The sequence below is a fragment of the Microbacterium sp. lyk4-40-TSB-66 genome (assembly GCF_030209475.1).
In the GTDB taxonomy this organism is placed as follows: domain Bacteria; phylum Actinomycetota; class Actinomycetes; order Actinomycetales; family Microbacteriaceae; genus Microbacterium.
Map to the genome: position 1 here is coordinate 245,427 of NZ_JARVRW010000004.1, position 22,874 is coordinate 268,300.

20 protein-coding genes and 1 tRNA gene are annotated in these 22,874 nt (G+C 70.5%); 14 read left to right on the forward strand and 7 right to left on the reverse strand.

Features of this window, described 5'->3' with window-relative positions:
- Nucleotides 1-161 precede the first annotated feature (161 nt).
- Genes QRO03_RS08715 through QRO03_RS08730 form a run of 4 tightly spaced genes read left to right on the forward strand, consistent with a single transcriptional unit; the run spans nt 162 to nt 4,281 of the window.
- Nucleotides 162-944: a DeoR/GlpR family DNA-binding transcription regulator gene (locus QRO03_RS08715; RefSeq protein ID WP_285137123.1), complete on the forward strand. Its 783-nt coding sequence runs from the start codon at nt 162-164 to the stop codon at nt 942-944.
- Nucleotides 941-1,906 (forward strand): 1-phosphofructokinase family hexose kinase, encoded by a 966-nt coding sequence (locus tag QRO03_RS08720; protein ID WP_285137124.1) that lies wholly within the window; start codon nt 941-943, stop codon nt 1,904-1,906. The genes QRO03_RS08715 and QRO03_RS08720 overlap by 4 nt, the downstream gene beginning before the upstream one ends.
- A gap of 19 nt (nt 1,907-1,925) precedes the next feature.
- Nucleotides 1,926-3,983 carry a PTS fructose transporter subunit IIABC gene (locus QRO03_RS08725; RefSeq protein WP_285137125.1) on the forward strand — a complete coding sequence of 686 codons (2,058 nt, stop codon included), beginning with the start codon at nt 1,926-1,928 and terminating at the stop codon, nt 3,981-3,983.
- A 28-nt stretch (nt 3,984-4,011) separates the two neighbouring features.
- Nucleotides 4,012-4,281 (forward strand): HPr family phosphocarrier protein, encoded by a 270-nt coding sequence (locus QRO03_RS08730; RefSeq protein ID WP_055954014.1) that lies wholly within the window; start codon nt 4,012-4,014, stop codon nt 4,279-4,281.
- A 93-nt stretch (nt 4,282-4,374) separates the two neighbouring features.
- Here the strand turns inward: QRO03_RS08730 and QRO03_RS08735 are convergent, their stop codons facing one another.
- The gene (locus QRO03_RS08735; protein WP_285137126.1) at nt 4,375-5,013 is read right to left on the reverse strand and encodes an MBL fold metallo-hydrolase; all 639 of its coding nucleotides are present in this window, start codon (nt 5,011-5,013) and stop codon (nt 4,375-4,377) included.
- 186 nt (nt 5,014-5,199) lie between these two features.
- Here QRO03_RS08735 and QRO03_RS08740 point away from each other — a divergent pair.
- Nucleotides 5,200-5,275: transfer RNA gene (locus QRO03_RS08740), tRNA-Glu, on the forward strand.
- 349 nt (nt 5,276-5,624) lie between these two features.
- Here the strand turns inward: QRO03_RS08740 and QRO03_RS08745 are convergent.
- Both QRO03_RS08745 and QRO03_RS08750 read right to left on the reverse strand, forming a co-directional pair.
- On the reverse strand, nt 5,625-6,680 hold the full coding sequence (locus QRO03_RS08745; protein ID WP_285137127.1) for a DUF4349 domain-containing protein: 1,056 nt from the start codon (nt 6,678-6,680) through the stop codon (nt 5,625-5,627).
- Complete coding sequence (locus QRO03_RS08750; protein WP_285137128.1) at nt 6,677-7,231, reverse strand: RNA polymerase sigma factor; 555 nt, start codon at nt 7,229-7,231, stop codon at nt 6,677-6,679. The genes QRO03_RS08745 and QRO03_RS08750 overlap by 4 nt, the downstream gene beginning before the upstream one ends.
- Nucleotides 7,232-7,470: 239 nt before the next feature.
- Between QRO03_RS08750 and QRO03_RS08755 the strand changes: the two genes are divergently transcribed.
- Nucleotides 7,471-8,535, forward strand: coding sequence for a TerC family protein (locus QRO03_RS08755; RefSeq protein ID WP_285137129.1), 1,065 nt, complete (start codon nt 7,471-7,473; stop codon nt 8,533-8,535).
- A 478-nt stretch (nt 8,536-9,013) separates the two neighbouring features.
- On the opposite strand, the gene QRO03_RS08760 is transcribed toward QRO03_RS08755, so the two are convergent.
- Nucleotides 9,014-10,327, reverse strand: a complete 1,314-nt coding sequence (locus QRO03_RS08760; RefSeq protein ID WP_285137130.1) for an LLM class flavin-dependent oxidoreductase — start codon at nt 10,325-10,327, stop codon at nt 9,014-9,016.
- A complete protein-coding gene (locus QRO03_RS08765; protein ID WP_285137131.1) occupies nt 10,324-11,634 on the reverse strand; it encodes an O-acetylhomoserine aminocarboxypropyltransferase/cysteine synthase family protein in 1,311 nt (436 codons plus the stop codon). Before QRO03_RS08765 ends, QRO03_RS08760 begins: the two co-directional genes overlap by 4 nt.
- 228 nt (nt 11,635-11,862) lie before the next feature.
- On the opposite strand from QRO03_RS08765, the gene leuC reads away from it, so the two are divergent.
- From leuC to QRO03_RS08795, 6 genes are all read left to right on the forward strand, one after another.
- Nucleotides 11,863-13,380, forward strand: coding sequence for a 3-isopropylmalate dehydratase large subunit (gene leuC, locus QRO03_RS08770; protein WP_285137132.1), 1,518 nt, complete (start codon nt 11,863-11,865; stop codon nt 13,378-13,380).
- A gap of 1 nt (nt 13,381) precedes the next feature.
- On the forward strand, nt 13,382-13,978 hold the full coding sequence (gene leuD, locus QRO03_RS08775) for a 3-isopropylmalate dehydratase small subunit (protein WP_285137133.1): 597 nt from the start codon (nt 13,382-13,384) through the stop codon (nt 13,976-13,978).
- Between the two features lie 63 nt (nt 13,979-14,041).
- Complete coding sequence (murA, locus tag QRO03_RS08780; RefSeq protein ID WP_285137134.1) at nt 14,042-15,415, forward strand: UDP-N-acetylglucosamine 1-carboxyvinyltransferase; 1,374 nt, start codon at nt 14,042-14,044, stop codon at nt 15,413-15,415.
- Nucleotides 15,412-16,161, forward strand: coding sequence for a lysophospholipid acyltransferase family protein (locus tag QRO03_RS08785; RefSeq protein WP_285137135.1), 750 nt, complete (start codon nt 15,412-15,414; stop codon nt 16,159-16,161). Before murA ends, QRO03_RS08785 begins: the two co-directional genes overlap by 4 nt.
- A complete protein-coding gene (locus QRO03_RS08790; RefSeq protein ID WP_285137136.1) occupies nt 16,151-17,293 on the forward strand; it encodes an NAD(P)H-dependent glycerol-3-phosphate dehydrogenase in 1,143 nt (380 codons plus the stop codon). Before QRO03_RS08785 ends, QRO03_RS08790 begins: the two co-directional genes overlap by 11 nt.
- Complete coding sequence (locus tag QRO03_RS08795; protein WP_285137137.1) at nt 17,193-18,278, forward strand: D-alanine--D-alanine ligase family protein; 1,086 nt, start codon at nt 17,193-17,195, stop codon at nt 18,276-18,278. Before QRO03_RS08790 ends, QRO03_RS08795 begins: the two co-directional genes overlap by 101 nt.
- A 10-nt stretch (nt 18,279-18,288) precedes the next feature.
- Here the strand turns inward: QRO03_RS08795 and QRO03_RS08800 are convergent, their stop codons facing one another.
- On the reverse strand, nt 18,289-18,798 hold the full coding sequence (locus QRO03_RS08800) for a DUF3515 family protein (RefSeq protein WP_285137138.1): 510 nt from the start codon (nt 18,796-18,798) through the stop codon (nt 18,289-18,291).
- A 25-nt stretch (nt 18,799-18,823) separates the two neighbouring features.
- Here QRO03_RS08800 and thiL point away from each other — a divergent pair, with 25 nt between their 5' ends.
- Complete coding sequence (thiL, locus tag QRO03_RS08805) at nt 18,824-19,828, forward strand: thiamine-phosphate kinase (protein WP_285137139.1); 1,005 nt, start codon at nt 18,824-18,826, stop codon at nt 19,826-19,828.
- A 22-nt stretch (nt 19,829-19,850) separates the two neighbouring features.
- On the opposite strand, the gene rsmD is transcribed toward thiL, so the two are convergent.
- The gene (gene rsmD, locus QRO03_RS08810) at nt 19,851-20,414 is read right to left on the reverse strand and encodes a 16S rRNA (guanine(966)-N(2))-methyltransferase RsmD (protein WP_285137140.1); all 564 of its coding nucleotides are present in this window, start codon (nt 20,412-20,414) and stop codon (nt 19,851-19,853) included.
- A 262-nt stretch (nt 20,415-20,676) separates the two neighbouring features.
- Here rsmD and QRO03_RS08815 point away from each other — a divergent pair, with 262 nt between their 5' ends.
- Nucleotides 20,677-22,863, forward strand: a complete 2,187-nt coding sequence (locus QRO03_RS08815; protein ID WP_285137141.1) for an ATP-dependent DNA helicase RecG — start codon at nt 20,677-20,679, stop codon at nt 22,861-22,863.
- Nucleotides 22,864-22,874 lie beyond the last annotated feature (11 nt).

Below are 22,874 nucleotides of genomic sequence, written 5' to 3' on the forward strand. Positions count from 1 at the left end.
CCGAACGCTGAGGTGGCCGCCGCGGTCGCGTCGTCGGACGGTCGACCGCGCCGCTTGAGCGAAGCGAGGAGCGCCTTTCGGCAGCCGTACACGATCTTCGAGAAACTGTTGCTCTGTGTGGTTTCGTGTTGTATCGTGTGGGAATCTTCGAAGGGGATCCCGTGTACGCAATGGAGCGCCAGCAGCTCATCGAGCGCGAACTGCGAGACGTCGGACGCGTCAGCGTCGTCGACCTCGCCCGTCGCTTCGACGTCACGACCGAGACCGTTCGTCGCGACCTCGACCGCCTCGAGGGGACCGGCTCGTTGCGCCGCGTCCACGGCGGTGCGGTGAGCACCGATCGGGCGAGCACCGCCGAGTCCACCCTCACCGAGCGTCGCGACCGTCAGGGCGAAGCCAAGCGCGCGATCGCCGCCGAAGCCGCGAGCCTGCTCGGCTCGTCTTTCCGCGGCTCGATCTTCGTCGACGGCGGCACCACTCCCGCCGCCGTGGCGGCCATGCTCCCCGAGACACTCGGGACGGGCGGTGGCGTCGAGGTCGTGACGCACTCCCTCGAGGCGGCTCACCTGCTGGCGGGGGAGGAGCAGTTCTCGCTCACCACCATCGGCGGGCGCGTGCGCGGCGTCACCGCGGCCGCGGTCGGTGCGCACACCGTTCGCGCGATCTCTCAGCTGCGCCCCGACATCGCCTTCGTCGGAACCAACGGACTCAGTGCCGGCTTCGGCCTCAGCACGCCCGACCCGGAGGAGGCGGCCGTGAAGGCCGCGATCATCCAGTCGGCACGTCGCGTCGTGCTCGTCGCCGACGCGGCCAAATTCGGAGAGGAACTGCTCGTGCGCTTCGCCCGACTCGACGAGATAGACGTGCTCGTCACCGACGCGGCCCCGCCCGCACCGCTCGCGGAGGCCCTCGCCGACGCCGACGTCGAGGTGCGTGTCGCATGATCGTCACCGTCACCGCCAACCCGTCGGCCGATCGCGCCGTCGTGCTCTCCGACGCCCTCGCCCCCGGCGAGGTGCAGCGCGCCCTGTCGTCTCGCGAGGACGCGGGCGGCAAGGGAGTCAACGTCGCCCGTGTCGTGTCCGCCGCGGGCGCTCCGGCGCGTGCCGTCGTACCCGTGAACGCGCACGATCCGTACCGGATGCTGCTGGAAGACACCGGCATCGCCCTCGAGACCGTCGAGGTCGCCGGCCGTGCGCGCGCCAACCTCACCATCACCGATCCGACGGGTGAAACCACCAAGCTGAATCTGCCCGGCGCCGAGCTGACGGCCGTCGAGGCCGAAGCGCTCGTCGCCGGAGTGGTGGCCGCCGCCGAGGGAGCCACCTGGCTCGTGCTCGCCGGTTCGCTGCCTCCCGGGGTTCCGGCGACGTTCTACGCCGATCTCGTCGGCGCGGTCCGCGCGCGCTGGGGGGCCGATGCGCCCCGTATCGCTGTCGATGCGTCGGGCGCCGCCCTCGCCGCGGTCGTCGAGACCGCTCGTCCCGACCTCATCAAGCCCAACCACGAAGAACTCGCCGAACTCGTGGGCGAGGATGCCGCGTCCGACACCGACGTGCTCGCCGAAGCCGCTCGGCGCGCCCGTGCCCTGGTGCCGGGCCGTGTGGCATCCGCTCTCGTCACCCTCGGAGCCGACGGCGCCCTGTTGTTCACGGCCGACGGCGACTGGCGCGGACGCGCCCCACGGATCCAGGTCGCCAGCACCGTCGGCGCGGGCGACAGCTCGCTCGCCGGCTACCTACTGGCCGACCTCGAGGGGGCCACGGCCCCCGACCGCCTCGCGCGCAGCATCGCCTACGGCGCCGCTGCCGCGACCCTGCCGGGGACGCAGGCCCCGACACCCGACGACCTGCCTACGGCACCCATCGTCGTCACCGACTTCGCCACCCCCATCGCTACATCCTGACCACGGAGGTCATCGACACATGTCCGACATCATCACGCCGGAGCTCGTCTCACTCGACGCGCCCCTGGGCACCGACAAGCAGTCGGTGATCCGTGCCCTCGCCGAGCGCGTCGTCGCGCAGGGCCGCGCGACGAGCGCACAAGAACTGTTCGACGACGCCTGGGCCCGCGAGCAGAAAGACGAGACCGGCCTGCCCGGCGGCATCGGCATCCCCCACGCGCGCAGCGCCTCGGTCACCGAGCCCACCCTCGCCTTCGCGCGCCTGACCCCGGGCGTCGACTTCGGCGCTCCGGACGGACCCGCCGACATCGTGTTCCTCATCGCGGCCCCCTCGGGTGCCGACGAGGCCCACCTGTCGGTCCTGTCGCAGCTCGCGCGCAGCCTCATGAAGAACGACTTCATGTCGGGCCTACGTGCCGCGCAGGCGCCCGAAGACGCGGTGCGCATCATCACGGATGCCGTCACTCCGGCGTCCGAGTCCGCCCCGGCTGCCGCCGCCCCCGCGGCTGCTGCCGCCGCCGCGCCCGCCGCCACCCGCGCCGACGCGCGCACCGCCACCAAGACGAAGAAGATCGTCGCCGTCACGGCCTGCGCCACCGGCATCGCCCACACCTTCATGGCCGCCGACGCGCTCACCGCCGCCGGTGCCGAAGCCGACGGCGTCGAGCTGATCGTGGAGCCCCAGGGCTCGAGCGGCTACAAGGCCCTTCCCCAGAGCGTCATCGATGACGCCGACGCCGTCATCTTCGCGGTCGACGTCGACGTGCGCGAACCGCAGCGCTTCGCCGGCAAGCCGGTCGTCCGCTCCGGCGTCAAGCGCGGCATCGAGCAGCCGAAGCAGCTCATCGCCGAGGCCCTCGCGGCCAGCGAGAACCCGAACGCCGCGCGCGTTCCGGGCAGCGGCGCCGCGGCATCCGCGTCCGACGTGCCGGTCGCCCAGCAGTCGGTGGGTCGCCGCATCCAGCGTTGGCTGCTGACCGGTGTCAGCTACATGATCCCGTTCGTTGCCGGTGGCGGCCTCCTCATCGCCCTCGGGTTCCTCCTCGCCGGTTACCAGGTGACCGCCGACGCGGCCAATGTGATCATCCAGAACTCCCTCTGGGATCTGCCGGAGGGTGGGCTCGGGCAGTACCTCGGCTCGGTCGCGTTCATGATCGGTGCGACGTCGATGGGCTTCCTCGTCGCCGTTCTCGCGGGCTTCATCGCCTACGCGATCGCCGACCGCCCCGGCATCGCGCCCGGTTTCGTCGCCGGTGCCGTCGCCGTGCTCATGAACGCCGGCTTCATCGGCGGCATCATCGGCGGTCTGCTCGCCGGATTCATCGCCTGGTGGCTCGGTCGCTTCAACGCTCCCCGCTGGCTCCGTGGCCTCATGCCGGTCGTCATCGTTCCCTTCCTCGGCTCGATCTTCGCTTCCGGCCTGATGATCCTGTTCCTCGGTCGACCCATCGCCGCCCTGATGACGGTTCTCACCGACGGCTTGACCTCGCTCGCCGCCAGCGGCGCCGGCGCCGTCCTGCTCGGAGTGATCCTGGGCCTCATGATGTGCTTCGACCTCGGTGGCCCCGTCAACAAGGTCGCCTACGTCTTCGCCACGACCGGTCTGGCCGCCGCGACGACGACCAACACCGCGCCGTACCTGATCATGGCCGCGGTCATGGCCGCCGGTATGGTGCCCCCGCTCGCGATGGCCCTCGCCTCCACGGTCCTCTCGCGCGGTCGGTTCACCCCGGTCGAGCGTGAGAACGGTGCGGCCGCCTGGCTGCTGGGTGCCTCGTTCATCTCCGAGGGTGCGATCCCGTTCGCCGCGGCCGACCCGCTGCGCGTCATCCCCGCCTCGATGGTGGGCGGTGCGATCACCGGTGGATTGAGCATGCTGATCGGCGTGCAGTCCTACGCACCTCACGGCGGCATCTTCGTGCTGTTCGCCATCAACCCGGTGTGGGGTTTCCCGCTGGCGATCATTGTGGGTACGGTCGTGACGGCGCTCATCGTCGTCGCCCTCAAGGGCATCGGTCGCACGCCGAAGGACGCCGCCGTCGCCGAGACCGCTCCCGCGGCCACGGTCGCAGCCTAAGACCCCCGTCGAATCGAGAGGATTCACCATGGCAGAACGTCAGGCCACCATCGCCAGCAGCTCGGGACTCCACGCCCGCCCCGCGAAGCTCTTCGTGCAGGCCGTGCAGGAGAAGAAGATCCCCGTCACGATCTCGGCCGACGGCGGTGCCGACCTCAACGCCGGCAGCATCCTGTCGCTCATGGGTCTCGGCGCCGGCCACGGCACGGTCGTGACGCTCAAGGCCGAGGGTGAGGGTGCCGAGCAGGCGCTCGACGAGCTCGTCGCCCTTCTCGAGACCGACCTCGACGCGCAGTAAGCACGTCGTCCGAGAACACCGGATGCCACGGGCCCCAGGGCTCGTGGCATCCGGTGTTTCTGCGTGGGCGTGTGACGGTGTGCGTGCCCCGGATCAGACGTCGACGGTGTCGCCGGGCTTGAGGTCGACGAACGAGCCGCCGTTCTGCTCCACCGCCCAGGTCAAGCGCGCGTCGCCCATCTGCTTGCCGGCGACCGACAGCGTCATGTCGTGCGTGGCGAAGACGCGCTCGGGCTTGACCGCGAGCACATAGTCGATCGCGTCGCCGATCTTCAGCCAGGGGGCGCCGACCGGGGCCGCCAACAGCGCCACTTTGGCGTGCTTCGGGACGGTGTAGGAGTCGCCCGGGTAGTAGAACGCGTCGTTCACCAGCACCCCGACGTTGTCGATCACGGGGATCGACTCGTGGATCACGGCGTGCTCGCCGCCCGAGAACTCGAGGTGGAACGGGCCGAGGTCGAGCCGGTCACCGGGGTGCACGGCGGTCACCTCGAATCCTGCGGCGGCGTGAACGACCCCCTCGGGTCCGTAGATCGGGACGCCGGGGTGCGCCTTGAGCAGGCGGGTGAGGTGCTCGGCCGTCCAGTGATCGGGGTGCTCGTGGGTGAGGACGACACCGACGAGGCCGACGAGGTCCTCGATCGGCGAGGTGAAGCTGCCGGGGTCGATGACCAGCGAGTGGCCGGATTCGACGAGGACGAGGGCGGCGTGTTCGTGCTTCGTAAGGCGCATGCAGCGAGTCAACTCCCCGGGGGCGAGGCGCGGCAACCGCTGGCGCTGCGGGTGAACAGCGTCTATCGCCTCTTCCGTCGGCACCGGGTTCGCGGTACCGTGCTGGGACACGCCCGAGATCTCGACGGTTCCGCCTCGATTTTGCGTGCGCGCCAATCGTGATGCATACTTGAACGGTTGTGACGCGGCCCCATCGTATAGCGGCCTAGTACGCTGCCCTCTCACGGCGGTAACGCGGGTTCGAATCCCGCTGGGGTCACCAACACGAAAAGAGCTCCGACCGGATGGTCGGGGCTCTTTCTCGTGTTGGAGAACGCGGCAGGACGAGGAGCCGCATGCGCGGGTTGGGTCCCTCGCCCGGAGGCTCCGCGCGCCGCGCAGCGGCGTGTGGAGGGTGCGAAGGCAGAATCCCGCTGGGGTCACCGAACGCCGAATGCCTCGACCGAATGGTCGGGGCATTTCTGCGTGCGGTCGTCTGCGGCTACAGCTGCCGTGCACGGACGCGGGTGCACCGCATTCGGCGGCGGCGAACGAAATCGGATGCCACGGCCCTCGGCATCCGATTCCGTCACGCCTCTTGCGAATCCGGCGCGTGCGATCGCGTCCCGCGATCAGCCCTTTCGCGCCGCGCGACGCCGCCGCACCGCACGCCGTACGCCCCACACCACGGCCCACGCGAGCCCGGCCACGACGATCCACGGCAGCAGGAACCCGATGCCGATGACGACGCCGTTCAGGGTCGCGACGAGGCCGTTCCAGCCGGCGCCGAGGCCGTCGCCGAAGCCGGCGGGGTCCGCGGTGACGGATGCGGTGCGTTCGGTCATCTGCACGCTCAGCGACGACAGGGCGACCTGCGATTCGATGGACTGCAGAACCTGGCGATCGCTGTCGAGCTGCGCCTGCCGCTCAGCCAGCGCCGACTCGGCGGTGATGAGGTCGGCGACGGACGCCGCCTGACCCATGAGCTCGGTCAGGCGCGCGACGGACGCCTCGCCCGCGGCGACCCGCGCCCGGAGGTCGACGGTCTGCTCGGTCACGTCGGAGCGGTTGACGCTCGTCGCTGTCACGTCGCCGATGTCGCGGAGCCCGTTCATGACGGAGGTGAGCGACTCGGCGGGTACGCGCACGGTGATCCACCCGGAAGAGGCCGTCGCGGTCGACGCGGAGCCCTCGATGGGGATCCCGACCGTCCCGCCGCCGAGCTGCGAGGATTCGACGTAACCGCCGGCCGCGGTCGCCGCGGACGTGACCGCGTCGATCGCCGTCGGCACGTCGTCGACCTCGACCGTGCTGGAACCGGTGGCGACGATGTCGCGCGTTGAGGCGTCCCTCGTGGCCGACTCGTCTCCGAGGGCGCCGGACTCCGCGAGACCCTGACCCGGGACGACGTCGACATCACCCGGGTCGTACTGGTCCTGCAGGCCCTCGGCGCTCTCGGCCCCGCTCGCACCGGCGACCATCGATCCGCCCGCGCCCTGCGTGGACGAAAGCGACGGCCCCACGATGGCGGCGACCACGACCATGGCGGCGGCGGCACCGACACCCGTCCAGATGTTGCGGCGGCGTCGGCGCACGCGATGGCGTTCATCGGCGATGCGGCCGAGGACGGCGAACTCCATGGCATCCACCCGCTCGGCGGACAGGGAAGGCAGTGCGGGGGTGGTCATGGTGTCTCCGTCTCCATCGCGCCGGCACGCACCCGGGAACGGATGCGGGAGAGGCGGTTGCGCACCGCGCCGTGCGACACACCCAGCGATGCCGCGGCGGCCTCGTAGCCGTAGCCCTCGCCAGCGCACAGCCGGAAGATCTCTCGATCCAGCTCGCTCAGCCGCTCCACCGCGGCGAGGATGGCCGCCACCGTCTCGGCCTCGACGACCTGCGCCTCGACGTCGACCGCGGCGGGTATCCGCTCGTCGAGCTGGGCGTGCGAGCCGTGACGGCGCCGTGCGCGCAGACGGTTCTGCGCCTGGAACCGGCACACCGTCGCCAGCCACGGCAGGAGCGACGCGCCCTCGAGGCGCAGGGAGGGGATCTTCTTCCAGGCGACGACGAAGGTGTCCTGCACGACGTCCTCCGCGTCGGTGGCGTCGCCGACGAGCCCGAACGCCACCCAGTACACCGGGCGGACGTACGCGCGGTACAGCTCGCGGAACGCCCCCTCCGAGCCGCCGGCCGCGCGCGCGACCAGCGCCCTGTCGTCGATCACGTCGTCGGTCATGGCATCCGTTCCACTCCTCGGGCGGGCTGTCGTGAGCACTCTCTCACTGAGAGGTGTCTCGCCGCGGCGGATCGTCTCAGGGCGGTTCGCCGACGCCGTCTGACGGATGAACGGAGATCGCGGACGGAGGTGAGAACACGACCGGAGGCGTCCGCGCGAGGCGAACTACTTTCATAAGCTCTCGGACGGCTGCGCCGGGCCGATAAACTCGAGCGTTTCCCCCGACGAAAGGCCCCGCGATGGAGCTGCAGCTCGACCCGCTCTTCCAGACGATCACTCTGGTGGTGCTCGTACTGATCCTGGTCGCGGACCTGCTGATCATCCTGAAGCGGCCGCACATCCCGTCGCCGAAGGAATCCACCCTCTGGGTCGTGTTCTACGTCACCCTCGCGCTCATCTTCGCCGGAATCCTCTGGATCGTCACCGGGGGAGAGGTCGCCGGCCAGTTCGTCGCCGGCTGGCTGACGGAGTACAGCCTGTCCATCGACAACCTCTTCGTGTTCGTGCTGATCATGGGGCAGTTCGCCGTGCCTCGCCGCTATCAGCAGGAGGTGCTGATGGTGGGCATCATCATCGCGCTCGTGCTGCGCGGGGCGTTCATCCTGGTCGGCGCGACCATCATCGAGAACTTCAGCCCGATCTTCTACCTGTTTGGGCTGTTCCTGATCTACACCGCGATCCGCCAGGCGTTCCCCGGCGGCGATCACGACGACGACACGCAGAAAGAGAACCTCATCGTGCGGACGCTGCGACGCGTGCTGCCCATGAGCGACTCCTACGACGGCAAGAAGGTCATCACGCGCGTCGACGGCAAGAAGCTATTCACGCCGATGATCATCGTGTTCGTCGCCATCGGCGTGACCGACCTGTTGTTCGCGATCGACTCGATCCCCGCGATCTTCGGCATCACCCAGAGCCCGTTCATCGTCTTCACTGCCAACCTCTTCGCCCTGATGGGCCTGCGTCAGCTGTACTTCCTGCTCGGCGACCTGCTCGATCGCCTGAAGTACCTGCACTACGGCATCGCCTTCATCCTCGCCTTCATCGGCGTGAAGCTCATCCTGCACGCGATGCACGTGAACGAACTGCCGTTCCTCAACGGTGGCGAGCACATCGAATGGGCGCCGGAGATCTCGACGTGGGTCTCGCTCGCGGTGATCATCCTGTCGATGGCCGTCGCCACGATCGCCAGCCTGATCGCCGCCCGTCGCGAGCCCGCTGCCGTCGGAGCGCACGATGCCGCGGCCGATGTCGCCGACGAGAAGGGCACCCCCTCGACGGTGGATCACCCCGAGCGCGACTGACGGCTTCCCACCCCGCCGGGCATCGGTCGCCGGCGGGCATGTCCCCTTTCGTGCAGATGGACGCCGCTGTTCCCGCACGAAGTGGGACATCGCTGCTGCTCGCTCCCGGGTCGCAGCATGACATGTCCCCGTTGGTGCAGGGGGTATCCCGCAGCGGTGGACATCACCTCACTCACGGGGCCGGTGGGGGTGTGTCCCAGTTTGTGCGGGGAGGCGCCGGTTTCGTCGCACGAAGTGGGACATCACCTCACTCAACGCGGGGCGGGCGGGGGCGTGTCCCATTTCGTGCGAGGAGTGGCCGGTTTGGTTGCACGAGGGGGGACATCACATCGCTTGCCGGCGGGGCGGGTGGAGCGTGTCCCCGTTCGTGCAGGAGGTGGCCGGTTTGGTTGCACGAGGGGGGACATCACCTCACCCAACGGCGGGCGAGTGCGCGCGGCGCCACTGCGTGGGACGCCGGGATCGCCGCATCCGGAATTTAGAACGCGCGCAGGTTCGCCTGCAGGCCGCCGTTGACGTACTCCTCGCGGAGGATGCCGCGGCGACGCAGGATCGGCACCAGGTCGTCGAGCAGGCGGTGAACGGTGACCGGGTGCAGGTCGCCCCACAGCAGCACGCCGTCGTTGCCCCAGGTGCCGAGCTCCTCGATGCGGTCGGCGAACTCGTCGGCCGTTCCGACGAATCCGCTTCCGTCGTCGAGGCGCCCCAGCCGCGCGTGCGCGGCGAGGATCGTGCGCAGCGGTGCGTCCGGGTCGTGCTTTCCGACGAGGCGTCTGATGCTGCCCTCCGACACGTGCTCGCCGAAGATCGATCGGTCGAGAGGCTTGTCGAGGTCGAGGCCGGTCAGGTCGGTCTCGAGATCGCTCGACTGCTTGCGGGCGATGGCGACCAATGCCTCCTCGGACGGGTCGGCGGATGCCGCGACGAGACGGTCGGCCTCCTCGGGCGACGAGACCAGCACCGGCTGGATCGCGAAGAGGATCTTGATGTCGGAGGCGTTGCGCCCGGCGGCGACGGCTGCGGCGTGGATCCGTTGCCTGTAGGCGCGGATGCTCGCCTCGTCGAGCGGGGCCAGCGCCAGCTGCACGTCGGAGTTGTGCCCGGCGAACGACAGCCCGCGGCCCGATCCGCCGGGAGACACGATGGCCGGCTCGCCGTCGGTGAACGGGATGGCGTTCAGCGGGCCGTCGAAGCCGTAGTACTCGCCGCGGTGGCGGGTGGCATCCAATCTCGTCCCGTCGGCGTAGACGCCGGACTCCTCGTCGACGACGAGGGCGCCCTCGCCCCAGCTGCGCCAGAGATCCCGGATGCCGCCGAGCCACTCCTCGGCCCGGTCGTACGCCGCGTCGTGCCCGAGCTGCGGCGCGGACGAGAAGTGCCGCGCGCTCCCCGTGTCGGTCACGACGTTCAGGCCCAGGCGGTGCCCGCTGAGGTGCTGCAGCGTCGCGAACTGGCGGGCGGCCGTGTACGGCAGATACGCCGCGGGGTTCACCGTCGGCACGACGCCGAGGTGCTGTGTGGCGGCGAAGAGGTACGGCGCCAGCAGGAGGGGGTCGTGCTTGGGGCCGCCGAACGCGTGACGCACCCGCAGATCGATGGTCTCGGCACTGCCGAGCGAGGGCGCATCCTCGATGATGAGCAGATCGAAGCCGGCCTGCTCGAGCGTGCGGGCGGAATCCTGGTAAAGGTTCGGCTCGGTCCAGCGGTGATTCCACCGCAAGTACGGGTGTCCCCATCCGTGGGGGCCGAAGCCTCGGGCGAGGAACCACCCGAAGTGCTGGAGGCGGGTCACAGCACCACCGTCTCTCGCTCGGTCGCCGGCACTCCCGCGAGCGCCTGGTCGAGGTCGGCGAGGATGTCGTCGATGTCCTCGATGCCGATCGAGAGGCGGATGGTGCCGGGGAAGACTCCTGCGCGCTCGCGCTCGGCGACCGTGCGGGCGGAGTGCGAGGTGCTCTGCGGGTGCAGCACGAGCGACCGCACGTCGCCGAGGTGGGTCATGTGAGTGATGAGCTCCACGGATTGCACGACGTGTCGTGCGGCCTCGAGCCCGCCGCGCAGGGTCACGGTGAACACCGAACCGCTGCCGCGCGTCAGGTACCGCCGCCCCAGTTCGTGGTGGGGGTGCGACTCCAGGCCGACGTAGTCGACGCGCTCCACCTCGGGCCGCGCCTCGAGCCAGTGCGCCACGGTGAGCGCATTCTGCGACTGGCGCTCCACCCGCAGGCTCAGCGTCTCGATGCCCTGACCGATGAGGAAGGCGTTCAGCGGCGAGGGGGCGGGGCCGAAGCGCGGGGCGACGCTCTCGCGGATGTACGCGCCGCGCGCGCGGGCGCCGTGCTTCTCGGCGTAGCTGGCGCCGCCCAGGCGGTCGGTCTGCACGAGATGGGGGAAACGATGGCCGGATGCCGCGGCGTCGAACCGCCCGTCGTCGACGATGACTCCGCCGAGGACCGCCCCCTGGCCCGCGAGGAACTTGCTCGCCGAGTGCACGACGACGGCGGCACCGTGCTCGATCGGCCGCAGCAGGTAGGGCGTCGTGAACGTGCTGTCGACCACGAGAGGGATGCCGTGCTCCCGACCGATCGCGGAGATCGCGGCCACGTCGAGCACGTCGTTGCGGGCATTGGAGAGCGTCTCGGCGAAGAACGCCCGGGTACGCGGGGTGATGGCATTCCGCCACGCGTCGAGGTCGGACGTGTCGACGAACGTCGTCTCGATGCCCAGTCGCACGAGGTTGTCGAGGAGCAGTCCGCGCGTTCCCTCGTAGATGTGCTCCGAGACGACGATGTGATCGCCGGCACCGGCCAGGGCCAGCAGCGCCACCGTCACCGCGGCCTGGCCGCTGGAGACGAGGACGGCCTGATCGCCGCCTTCGATCGAGGCGAGACGCTCCTCGACCGCGTGCACGGTGGGGTTGCCGGTACGGGTGTAGCCGAAGCCGGTGCCCGAGCCGAAGTGCGCGGCCGACTCGTCGAGGTCGCGGAACGTGAACCCGGCGGTCAGGTAGATCGGCATCGCCCGCGGGGTGGCGGGCGCGGTGGCGGAGCCCGCGTGAACCTGTCGCGTCGAGAATCCGGATTCGGCGTCTGCGGCCATGGGGCGCGCTCCTTCCTTCGGGTCGGCCCAGGCTCGCACGCGAGTGCGCTCAACGCCCAAACATGCGGCGTCGTGTTACGCAGGGGTGCGCGACCGGCCCGGTGGTATCGTGACGAGGTGCGGATCGCCGGCCTCCTCCTTAGCGGCCGCGACGAGACCTTGTTCTAGGCCTTTCTCGTCGCGGAGTTCGTCGCGGGCCTCACACCCCTCCCGAGGAGAAACGCAAACATGAGCACCATTCCCGAGAACCCTCGAACCCTGGCCGAGAAGGTCTGGGACGACCACCTCGTCGTCAAGGGCGAGAACGGTCAGCCCGATCTCATCTACATCGACCTGCACCTCGTGCACGAGGTCACGAGCCCCCAGGCGTTCGACGGTCTGCGCGCCGAGGGGCGCCCCGTGCGCCGGCTCGATCTGACGATCGCCACCGAAGACCACAACACCCCCACGCTCGACATCGACAAGCCGATCGCCGACCTCACCAGCCGCACGCAGATCGAGACGCTGCGCCGCAACGCCGCCGAGTTCGACGTGCGCATCCACTCGCTCGGCGACAAGGAGCAGGGCATCGTCCACGTCGTGGGGCCCCAGCTCGGGCTCACCATGCCGGGCATCACGGTCGTCTGCGGCGACTCGCACACCTCCACCCACGGCGCGTTCGGCGCGATGGCTTTCGGCATCGGAACGAGCGAGGTCGAGCACGTGCTCGCCACGCAGACCCTGCCGTTGAAGCCTTTCAAGACGATGGCCATCACGGTCGAGGGCGATCTCAAGCCCGGCGTGACCGCGAAGGACATCATCCTGGCGATCATCGCCAAGATCGGCGCCAACGGCGGCCAGGGCTACGTGCTCGAGTTCCGCGGCAGCGCGATCCGCTCCCTCTCGATGGAGGGGCGCATGACGATGTGCAACATGTCGATCGAGGCCGGCGCCCGCGCGGGCATGATCGCCCCCGACGACACGACCTTCGCCTACGTGAAGGACAAGCCGCACGCCCCGCAGGGTCAGGACTGGGACGACGCGGTCGCCTACTGGCGCACCCTGCCGAGCGACGAGGGCGCGGTCTATGACGCCGAGGTCTTCCTCGACGCCGCCGAACTCGAGCCGTTCGTCACCTGGGGGACCAACCCCGGTCAGGGCGTCTCGCTGTCGGACGTCGTCCCCACACCGGCCGACTTCGCCGACCCCAACGAGCGCGCCGCCGCCGAGCGGGCGCTGGAATACATGGACCTCGCCGCCGGCACCCCGATGAAGGACATCCCCGTGGATGCCGTGTTCATGGGCTCGTGCACCAACAGCCGCATCGAAGACCTCCGCGCCTTCGCCTCCGTCATCCAGGGCCGCACGAAGGCCGAGAACGTCCGCGTCATGGTCGTGCCGGGTTCGGCCCGTGTCCGTCTGGAGGCCGAGGCCGAGGGCCTCGACAAGGTGTTCGTGGACTTCGGCGCCGAGTGGCGCTTCGCGGGCTGCTCGATGTGCCTGGGGATGAACCCCGACCAGCTCGCACCGGGGGAGCGCTGCGCCTCCACCTCGAACCGCAACTTCGAGGGACGACAGGGTAAGGGCGGGCGCACCCACCTCGTGTCGCCGCTCGTCGCGGCGGCCACGGCCGTCCGCGGGACGCTCTCGAGCCCCGCCGATCTCGACCCTTCGACAGACTCGGGTACCCCCGCCTCGGACGGCACACTGATCACCGGCGGTGCCTCCCGCACCGATGAGACCGTTTCGACCGGGGCGGAGGCCTGACATGGAGAAGTTCCGCACGCACACCGGCATCGCCGCCCCGCTGAAGCGGTCGGCCGTCGACACCGACCAGATCATCCCCGCGGTCTTCCTCAAGCGCGTCACCAAGACCGGCTTCGACGACGCCCTCTTCGCCAACTGGCGCCAGGACCCCGACTTCATCCTCAATCAAGACGCCTACCGCTCGGCATCCGTCCTCGTCGCCGGTCCCGACTTCGGCACCGGTTCCAGCCGCGAGCACGCCGTCTGGGCGCTGCGCGACTACGGCTTCCAGGTGGTGCTGAGCCCGAAGTTCGCCGACATCTTCCGCGGCAACTCCGGCAAGCAGGGTCTCGTCACGGGCGTGATCAGCGAGGAAGACCTCGAGCGCATCTGGGCGGTGCTCGAGGAGCAGCCCGGCATCGAGATGACCGTCGATCTGCAGGCCAAGACGGCGACCGTCGGCGATCTCCAGGTCTCGTTCGACATCGACGATTACACTAGGTGGCGGCTTCTCGAAGGGCTCGACGACATCGGGCTCACGCTGCGTGACGAAGACAAGATCACGCAGTTCGAGGCGCGCCGCGAGGCATGGCGGCCGCGGACCCTCCCGGTCCGCTGAGCCCGGTCGACCCGATCGGGTCGATTCGCCGCCCCTCGTCAACGAAGTGAGGTCCACCCCCCTATGAGCACACTCGTCACCGACTCCGGAGACCGCATCCCCGGGCAGCCGGATTGGGAAGAGGCCGAGACCCTCACGATCCGCGGCGGTCGTCCGTTGCGCGGCACCGTCGAGGTCAAGGGGGCGAAGAACCTCGTCACGAAGGCGATGGTGGCGGCGCTCCTCGGCGACACCACGAGCACGCTTCGCGACGTCCCGATGATCAGCGACGTCAAGGTCGTGCGTTCGCTGCTCGAGGTCCACGGCGTGACCGTGACCGAGGGCGACGAAGAGGGCACGCTGCACCTCGACCCCTCGGGCGCGGTCGCCGCGCACTTCGAGGAGATCGACGCGCACGCGGGCGCTTCGCGCATTCCGATCCTCTTCTGCGGACCGCTTCTGCACCTGCTCGGCGAGGCGCTCATCCCCGACCTCGGCGGATGCCGCATCGGCGACCGGCCGATCAACTTCCACATGGATGCCCTCCGCGCCTTCGGCGCGGTCGTCGACAAGAGCTACGAGGGCATCCGCATCACCGCCCCCAATGGGCTGCACGGTGCGAACATCACGCTGCCCTACCCCAGCGTCGGTGCGACCGAGCAGGTGCTGCTGACGGCCGTGCGCGCCAAGGGCGTGACGGAGCTGCGCAACGCCGCGATCGAGCCCGAGATCATGGACCTCATCGCGGTGCTGCAGAAGATGGGCGCGATCATCTCGTACGAGCCCAACCGCGTCATCTTCATCGAGGGCGTGGAGCGTCTCGACGGCTACGACCACCGCGCGATCTTCGACCGCAACGAGGCCGCCTCGTGGGCGTGCGCCGCCCTCGCCACCGACGGTGAGATCTTCGCCAAGGGCGCCCGTCAGCAGGACATGCTGACCTTCCTCAACGTCTTCCGCAAGGCCGGCGGCTGGTTCGACGTCCGCGAGGACGGCATCCTGTTCCGTCGCGGCGACGCGCTCAAGCCCGTCATGGTCGAAACCGACGTGCACCCCGGCTTCATGACCGACTGGCAGCAGCCGCTCATCGTCGCCCTCACCCAGGCGTCGGGCACCTCCGTCGTGCACGAGACGGTGTACGAGAACCGCCTGGGCTTCACCGAGGCCCTGAACAAGATGGGCGCCGACATCGTCGTGCACCCGAAGGGGCTCGACAGCGCCGACCGTCGCGTTCCCCGTCGGGATCTCGAGCAGGCGGCCGTCATCAACGGACCCACGCCCCTGCACGCGGCCGACGTCGAAGTGCCGGACCTCCGGGGCGGGTACAGCTACGTCATCGCCGCTCTGGCCGCTCAAGGCGAGTCGACGGTGCGCAACATCGGCATCATCCGCCGCGGCTACGAGAAGTTCCTCGAGAAGCTCACCGCCCTCGACGCCGATTTCGACGTCGCGGGATGAGGTCGGTGACCGCGACCCCCGAGAAGAGTCGCCCGAGCGTCTTCTGGCCGCTCGCGGCGATCATCGTGCCCGCGGTGGGGCTCTTCGCCCGCATCGAGATCCGCGGTGCGGAGCACCTGCCCCGCGACGGCGCGTACGTGCTGGCGCCGAACCACAACTCGGAGTTCGACCCGCTCGTCGTGGCGGTCGCCGTGTGGCGGCTCGGCCGCGCCCCCCGGTTCATGGCGAAAGAGAGCCTCTTCCGCGTTCCCGTGCTGGGTGCGGCGCTCAAGGCGACCGGCATGGTGCCCGTCCCGCGTGCGTCGTCGGGAGCCAACCAGTCGATGAAGGCCGCCGAGCAGATCGCTCGCGACGGTCGAGGCGTGATCGTCTACGCCGAGGGCACGCTGACCCGCGACCCCGACCTGTGGCCGATGCGCGGCAAGACCGGAGCCGTACGCCTGGCCCTGGCGGGCGGTCTCCCGCTCATCCCGATGGCGCAGTGGGGCGTGCAGCAGATCCTGCCGCGCTACGGCAAGCTCCGCTTCCCCCGGCGCTCGCACGTCATCGTGGAGTTCGGACCGGCGATGGACCTCTCGGCGTACGCGGCGACGCCGACGCAGCCCTCGACGCTGATCGCTGCGACCGACACGATGATGAACCGCGTGGCGGGCATGCTCTCCGGCATCCGGGGTCTTCCCGCGCCGACCGTACGCTGGGACCCGACGAAGCACGGGCAGAACGAGACGGGGCGCCTTGAGCCGTAAGAACGTCGCTCCCGCGGCGGGACCGAAGGTCGCCGTCATCGGCGCCGGCAGCTGGGGCACGACGTTCGGCAAGATCCTCGCCGACGGCGGAGCCTCGGTCGTCATGTGGGCCCGCCGGCCGGAGCTGGCCGCCGAGATCACCGAGTCCAAGCGCAACAGCCGATACCTGTCGGGCATCAACCTGCCGCGGACGATGACGGCCACGACCGACCTCGCCGAAGCCCTGCGCGGCGCCGAGCAGATCTACCTGTCGGTGCCGAGCCAGTCGCTGCGCGAGAACCTCGCCGCCATCAAGCCGTTCGTGGAGCACACCGACGTGCCGATCGTCTCGCTCATGAAGGGCGTCGAGAAGTCGACGGGCCTTCGCATGAGCCAGGTCATCGAGCAGGTGCTGCAGTGCGACCCGGCGCGCATCGCGGTGGCGTCCGGTCCCAACCTCGCCCTCGAGATCGCGCGCGAGCAGCCCACGGCGGCCGTCATCAGCTCTCTGAGCCCCGAGACGGCCGAGGCGGTGGCCCGTCGCGCGCGCAACCGGTACTTCCGCTCGTTCGTCAACACCGATGTGATCGGCACCGAGTTCGGTGGCGTGCTGAAGAACCTCATCGCGGTGGCGATCGGCATCGTCGACGGCGTCGGCTACGGCGAGAACACCAAGGCCTCGATCATCACGCGGGGGCTCGTCGAGATGACCGACTTCGCCGTGGCACAGGGCGCGAAGCCCGAGACGCTGCAGGGCCTCGCCGGACTCGGCGACCTGATCGCGACGTGCCAGTCGCCGCTCAGTCGCAACAACACCGCCGGGCGACTGCTCGGCCAGGGATACGGCTACAAAGAAGTCGTGGCCCAGATGCAGCAGACCGCCGAGGGCTTGGCATCCGTGGCCCCCGTGCTCCAGCTCGCGAAGCAGGTCGGCGTCGACATGCCCATCGTGCAGCAGGTGAAGATGGTGCTCGACGGCACCATGGACCCGCGCGACATCGCGCCGCACCTGACGACAGACGACGACCAGCCGCAGGGCGAGAGGACGCAGAATGACCAAACCGGTGGTGGTGGTGCTCTTCGGCGGGCGCTCCAGCGAGCATTCGATCAGTTCCGCCACGGCGGGCGGGGTGCTGCGGGCGATCGACCGTGACCGCTTCCGGGTGATCCCGGTCGGCATCACGCGCGAGGGCGCCTTCGTGCTCGAAGACGACGCCCCCGACAAGTTCGCCCTGCGTCCCGAGGCCCTCCCCGAGGTGGTCGACAACGGCTCCCGCGTGCGGCTCCCCGACTCGACGCTGTCGCGCGAGTGGACGGTGACGGATGCCGACGGTACCCGGTCGCTCGGCGAGGTCGACGTCGTGCTGCCGATCCTGCACGGCCGCTTCGGCGAAGACGGCACGGTGCAGGGCCTGCTCGAGCTGCTCGGCATCCCCTACGCCGGCGGCGGCGTGCTCATGTCGGCGATCGGCATGAGCAAACACGTCACCAAGCAGGTGCTGCGCGCGGCGAACGTGCCGGTGGTGCCGTGGGTGGCCGTGACCCGGGCCGACCTCGCGCGCGACCGCGCGCTGTGGGAGCGACGCATGCGCGCCCTCGACCTGCCGGTGTTCGTCAAGCCCAACGAAGCGGGTTCGAGCGTGGGCGTGACGAAGGTCTCGCGGTGGGAAGACCTCGATGCCGCTCTCGACACCGCCTTCGCCGAAGACCGCTTGGCGCTCATCGAGCAGGCCATCGTCGGTCGCGAGCTCGAGTGCGGCGTGCTGCCCGGACGCGACGGGGGACCGGTGCGCGTGAGCGTCGCGGGCGAGATCGTCGTGACGGGGCGGGAGTTCTACGACTTCGAGGCGAAGTACCTCAACGCGCCCGGTGTCGACCTCGTGTGCCCCGCCGAGCTCGGCGAGGGCGAACTCACCCAGATGCAGCGCATCGCCGCCCAGGCGTTCGAGGCGATCGGGGGACAGGGGCTCGCGCGCGTCGACTTCTTCTACACCGGCACCGAGTTCTTCGTGAACGAGGTGAACACCATGCCCGGGTTCACGCCGATCTCCATGTTCCCCACCTGCTGGATCGCCTCGGGACTGTCGTACCCCGATCTCATCAGCGACCTGCTCGACGCCGCGCTCGAGAAGGCCTGAGAGCCGCGACTCAGGGCGCGGGGGTCGGCGTCGGTGAGGCTGCCGTGTCGGATGCCGCGGTGCAGACCGATCCGGTCGGCTGCAGGTACTCGCGGATGAGGGGCCCCAGCGCCTGGGCGACGTCGCCGCTGCTGGCGGTGTCGAAGTCGAGGTAGACCTGCAGGGCGGGGCTGCGTCCGAACGTCGTCAGCGTGTACCGGTTGTTGGCGGCCTGCGACTCGTCGACGAGCCAGTCGACGCCGTCGAACGAGCGGCACGGCAGGGTCGACGGCGCCGGGGGCTCGAGGCCGCAGGTCATGAGGATGGATGCCGGGTTACCCCAGGCCCCGGTCGCCTGCGCGTCGGTCCAGCGACGTTCCTGGCCCGAGATGCTGCTCGGCAGGCGAGTGATCACGGACGCGCACGCGGGGTCGTTGGAGAGCTTCGCGGGCTCCATCGCCACCGTCGTGCTGCACGCCGCAAGCCCCGGGACCAGGGCGAGGACGGCGAGGAGCGCGAGGGTACGGGAGGAGCGGGGCACCCGTCCAGGCTAATAGCGTGGGAGGGTGACCGACGCCGAGCCCGACCGTGAAACCACCGTGGGGGAGCTGTCCGAGGGGCAGATCCTGCGGGGAATCCTCGACCGCCTCCCGCCCTCCCGTGCATCCGTCGGCCCGGGCGACGACGCCGCCGTGCTGGCCGTGCCCGACGGGCGGGTCGTCGCCACGACCGACACGCTCGTGCACGGCCCCGACTTCCGGCTGGCGTGGTCGTCGCCGTCCGACCTCGGCTTCAAGGCGGCGGCGGTCAACCTCGCCGACGTCGCCGCGATGGGTGCCCGACCGATCGCCCTTCTCGTGGCGTTGGCCATGCCCGATTCGACACCGCTCGCGTTCGTGCGCGGTTTCGCCGACGGTCTCGCCGCCGCCTGCGCCGAGCTCGCCCCCGACTGCGCGGTGGAGGGCGGCGACCTCACGGTCTCCGACACGCTCACGATCGCCGTGACCGCCCTCGGAAGCCTCGACGGTCGCGACCCCGTGCGCCGTTCGGGTGCCCGGGTCGGCGACGGCGTCTACATCATCGGGGAGTTGGGCGAGGCGGCCCGAGGTCTTGACGTGCTGTTCCGACGGTTCGTGGACGAAGACGGTGCCCCCGTCGCCCTCACCGACGAGGCGCGCGCCGCTCTCGACCCCGCCGATGCGAAGGCGCTGTCGCGCCAGCTCGCCCCGCGCCCGCCGCTGGCGGAGGCGTTGCGGGCGGCGGCATCCGGGGCCACCGCCATGATGGACGTCTCGGACGGCCTCGCGCTCGACGCCACGCGCCTCGCCGACGCATCGGGGGTGACCCTCGCCATCGACTCGAGCGCCCTCGGCGACGACCCCGAGCGCGCTCTGGGCGGGGGAGAGGATCACGGCTTCCTGGTGACCTTCCCCCCGGATGCCGCGACCATCGGTCGACGCATCGGCACCGTGCAACGACGTGGGGCTGCCGCGATCGAGGTCGACGGCGCGGCGTGGACGGGCCGCTTCGGGTGGGACCCCTACCGGGACTGGGACGCCGGCCGGGGCTGAGGTCGGTGCCGTCGAGCGCGGGTCACGGGGACGGCCGGCCCCACCACATCGTGGTGTCGCCGTAGGCGCGGTCGCGCTCGGGCTCCAGGCCGGCTGCGGCCCAGTCGGGCGCCGCGGAGCGCTTCGCGCGCTCGACGATCACGATGGCATCCGGGCTCAGGCGGGGGGTGAGGGCGACGAGGGCCCTCGTGAGGTCGTGGTCGGCGATGTCGTAGGGCGGGTCGAGGAACACAAGGTCCCACTCGTCGGCGGATGCCGTCAGATAGGTGGTGACGTTCGCTCGGTGAACCCGCGCCGGAGCGGCCACGCCCGCGGCGCGCACACGGTCGGCGTTCTTGCGGATCAGTGCGGCGGCCGGAGCCGACAGCTCGACGAGATCGGCGGAGGCGGCCCCGCGGCTCAGGCTCTCCAACCCCAGCGCCCCGGAGCCGGCGAAGAGGTCGGCGACGCGGGCGTCGTCGAGGACGCCGGCCGACTCGAGCGCGCCGAACAGCGACTCGCGCACGCGGTCGCTCGTCGGGCGGGTGCCCTTCGGCGGAACGTCGAGGACGGTGCCGCCCGCTCGGCCGGAGATGATGCGCGTCACTCGTCCAGCCTAGGGTCGCGGATGCCGCGGAGACACGCGGCGGGGCGGTGGGGAGGCTGAGCGTGCCGAGGCCCCCGGTCCCGCGGGTGCCGGGTCCCTTCGACAGGCGCAGCGACCTGGCGGGAGGGGCGATGGAGGAGGCTGAGCGTGTCCAAGCCTCCGGGGGCCCGCGGGTGCCCGGTCCTGGCGTCGAGCGCGAGGTCCTCTGTCGAGCCGAGCGTGCGGCAGGACGATGTCGGGCCCCCTGCCTAGACTCGTCAGCATGCCCGGTCTCTCGCTCGCCTCCCGGCTCGACGGCGCCGTGGGCGGCAAGACGGCGTCGGCGTTCGAGCGTGCGTTCGGCATGAAGACCGTGGGCGAACTGCTCGAGCACTACCCGCGCCGCTACGCCCGACGCGGCGAACTCACCCCGATCGCCTCGCTGCCATTGGGCGAACCCGTCACGATCGTGGCCGAGGTGGTCAGCGCCTCGGAGCGCCGCATGCAGAACCGCCGCGGCTCCCTGCTGGAGGTCGTGATCAGCGACGGCGACGGGCGCATGTCGCTGACGTTCTTCAACCAGCCGTGGCGACTCAAAGACCTCACTCCCGGGCGGCGCGGCATCTTCTCGGGCAAGGTCGGCGAGTACCGGCGGCAGACGCAGCTGACGAATCCCGATTACGAGCTGTTCGACGACATCGCCGAAGCCCGCGCCGAGGCCGAGGTCACGGCGAAGAGACCCATCCCGATCTATCCCGCCACCAGCTCCGTTCCCAGCACGCTCGTGCAGAAGACGATCGCCGTCGTCCTCGACGCGCTCGGCGACGTCGACGACCCGCTCCCCGCCGACCTCCGTACCCGGCGGGGACTCCTCCCCGCGCGCGAGGCGCTCGAGCGGATCCACCGCCCCGAGAACGACGACGACATCCCCCCGGCCGTCGCGACGCTGCGCATGCACGAGGCCTTCGTGCTGCAGACGGCGCTGCTGCAGCAGCGCCAGTTCGTCCGAGCACTGTCGGCGACGAAACGCCCTGCGGCGGCGGGCGGCCTTCTCGAGCGGTTCGACGCGATCCTCCCGTTCGAACTCACCCCCGACCAGCGCGACGTCGGAGCGCAACTGGCAGCCGACCTCACGGGCGACTGGCCGATGAACCGGCTCGTGCAGGGCGAGGTGGGCTCCGGTAAGACCCTCGTGGCGCTGCGGGCGATGATGCAGGTGGCCGAGTCGGGCGGGCAGTCCGCCCTCATCGCCCCTACCGAGGTGCTCGCCGGCCAGCACCTGCGCTCGATCGCGCGCATGCTCGGGCCCGAGCTCGCACCCGAGCTCATGCCCACGCTGCTGACGGGGCAGATGCCCGCGGCCGAGCGTCGCCGCGCGGCGCTGCGCGTGGCATCGGGTCAGGCGCGGATCGTCGTCGGCACGCACGCACTGCTGAGCGCCACCACGACCTTCGCCGACCTGGGGTTCGTGGTCGTCGACGAACAGCACCGCTTCGGCGTCGACCAGCGCGAAGCGCTGCGCTCGAAGGGCGAATCCCCGCACACCCTCGTCCTGACGGCGACGCCCATTCCGCGCACCGTCGCCATGACGGTGTTCGGCGACCTCGACGTCTCGACGATCCGCACCATGCCGGCCGGGCGCGCCGGCATCCAGTCGTTCGTCGCCCCACTGGCCGAGAAGCCGAGCTGGTTCGCACGTGTGTGGGACCGCGTGGCGGAAGAGGTGGCGCAGGGCCGCCAGGCGTTCGTCGTGTGCGCGGCGATCGACGCCGAACAGCTCGCCGCCGACGACAAGACCGACGAACCCGCCGACGCGCCGGACGGGGCTGCTCCCGCCGCGGGAGAGAGCAACCGGACGCGGTGGGGCGTCGTGCAGGTCGAGGCGCTGATCTCCCGGCTGCCGGGCTTCGCCGACGTCCGCGTGCAGATCCTGCACGGCAAGATGCCGTCCGACGAGAAGGATGCCGTCATGCAGGCCTTCGCCCGCGGCGACATCGACGTGCTCGTGGCGACGACGGTGATCGAGGTCGGCGTCGACGTGCCCAACGCCTCGACCATGGTCATCCTCGAGGCCGACCGGTTCGGCGTCTCCCAGTTGCACCAGCTGCGCGGTCGCGTCGGTCGTGGCGGTGTCCCGGGCCTCTGCCTGCTCGTGACCGAGGCCGCCCCCGGCACGTCGTCTCGGGCGCGCGTCGAAGCCGTGGCATCCACCCTCGACGGCTTCGCCCTCGCCGAGGTCGACCTCGAACTCCGCGGCGAGGGAGACGTGCTCGGCGGGGCTCAATCGGGCGCGCGATCGTCGCTGCGTCTGCTGCGGGTGGTGACCGACGCCGACCTCATCACCGAGGCCCGCGCCGAGGGGGAGCGGCTGCTCGCCGACGACCCGGCGCTCGTCCGGCATCCCGGGCTCGCCGCCGCCCTGGAGCGTCGCGTGGGGGTGGAGGAGCGCGCCGCGCTGGCGAAGTCCTGAACGCCGGGCTC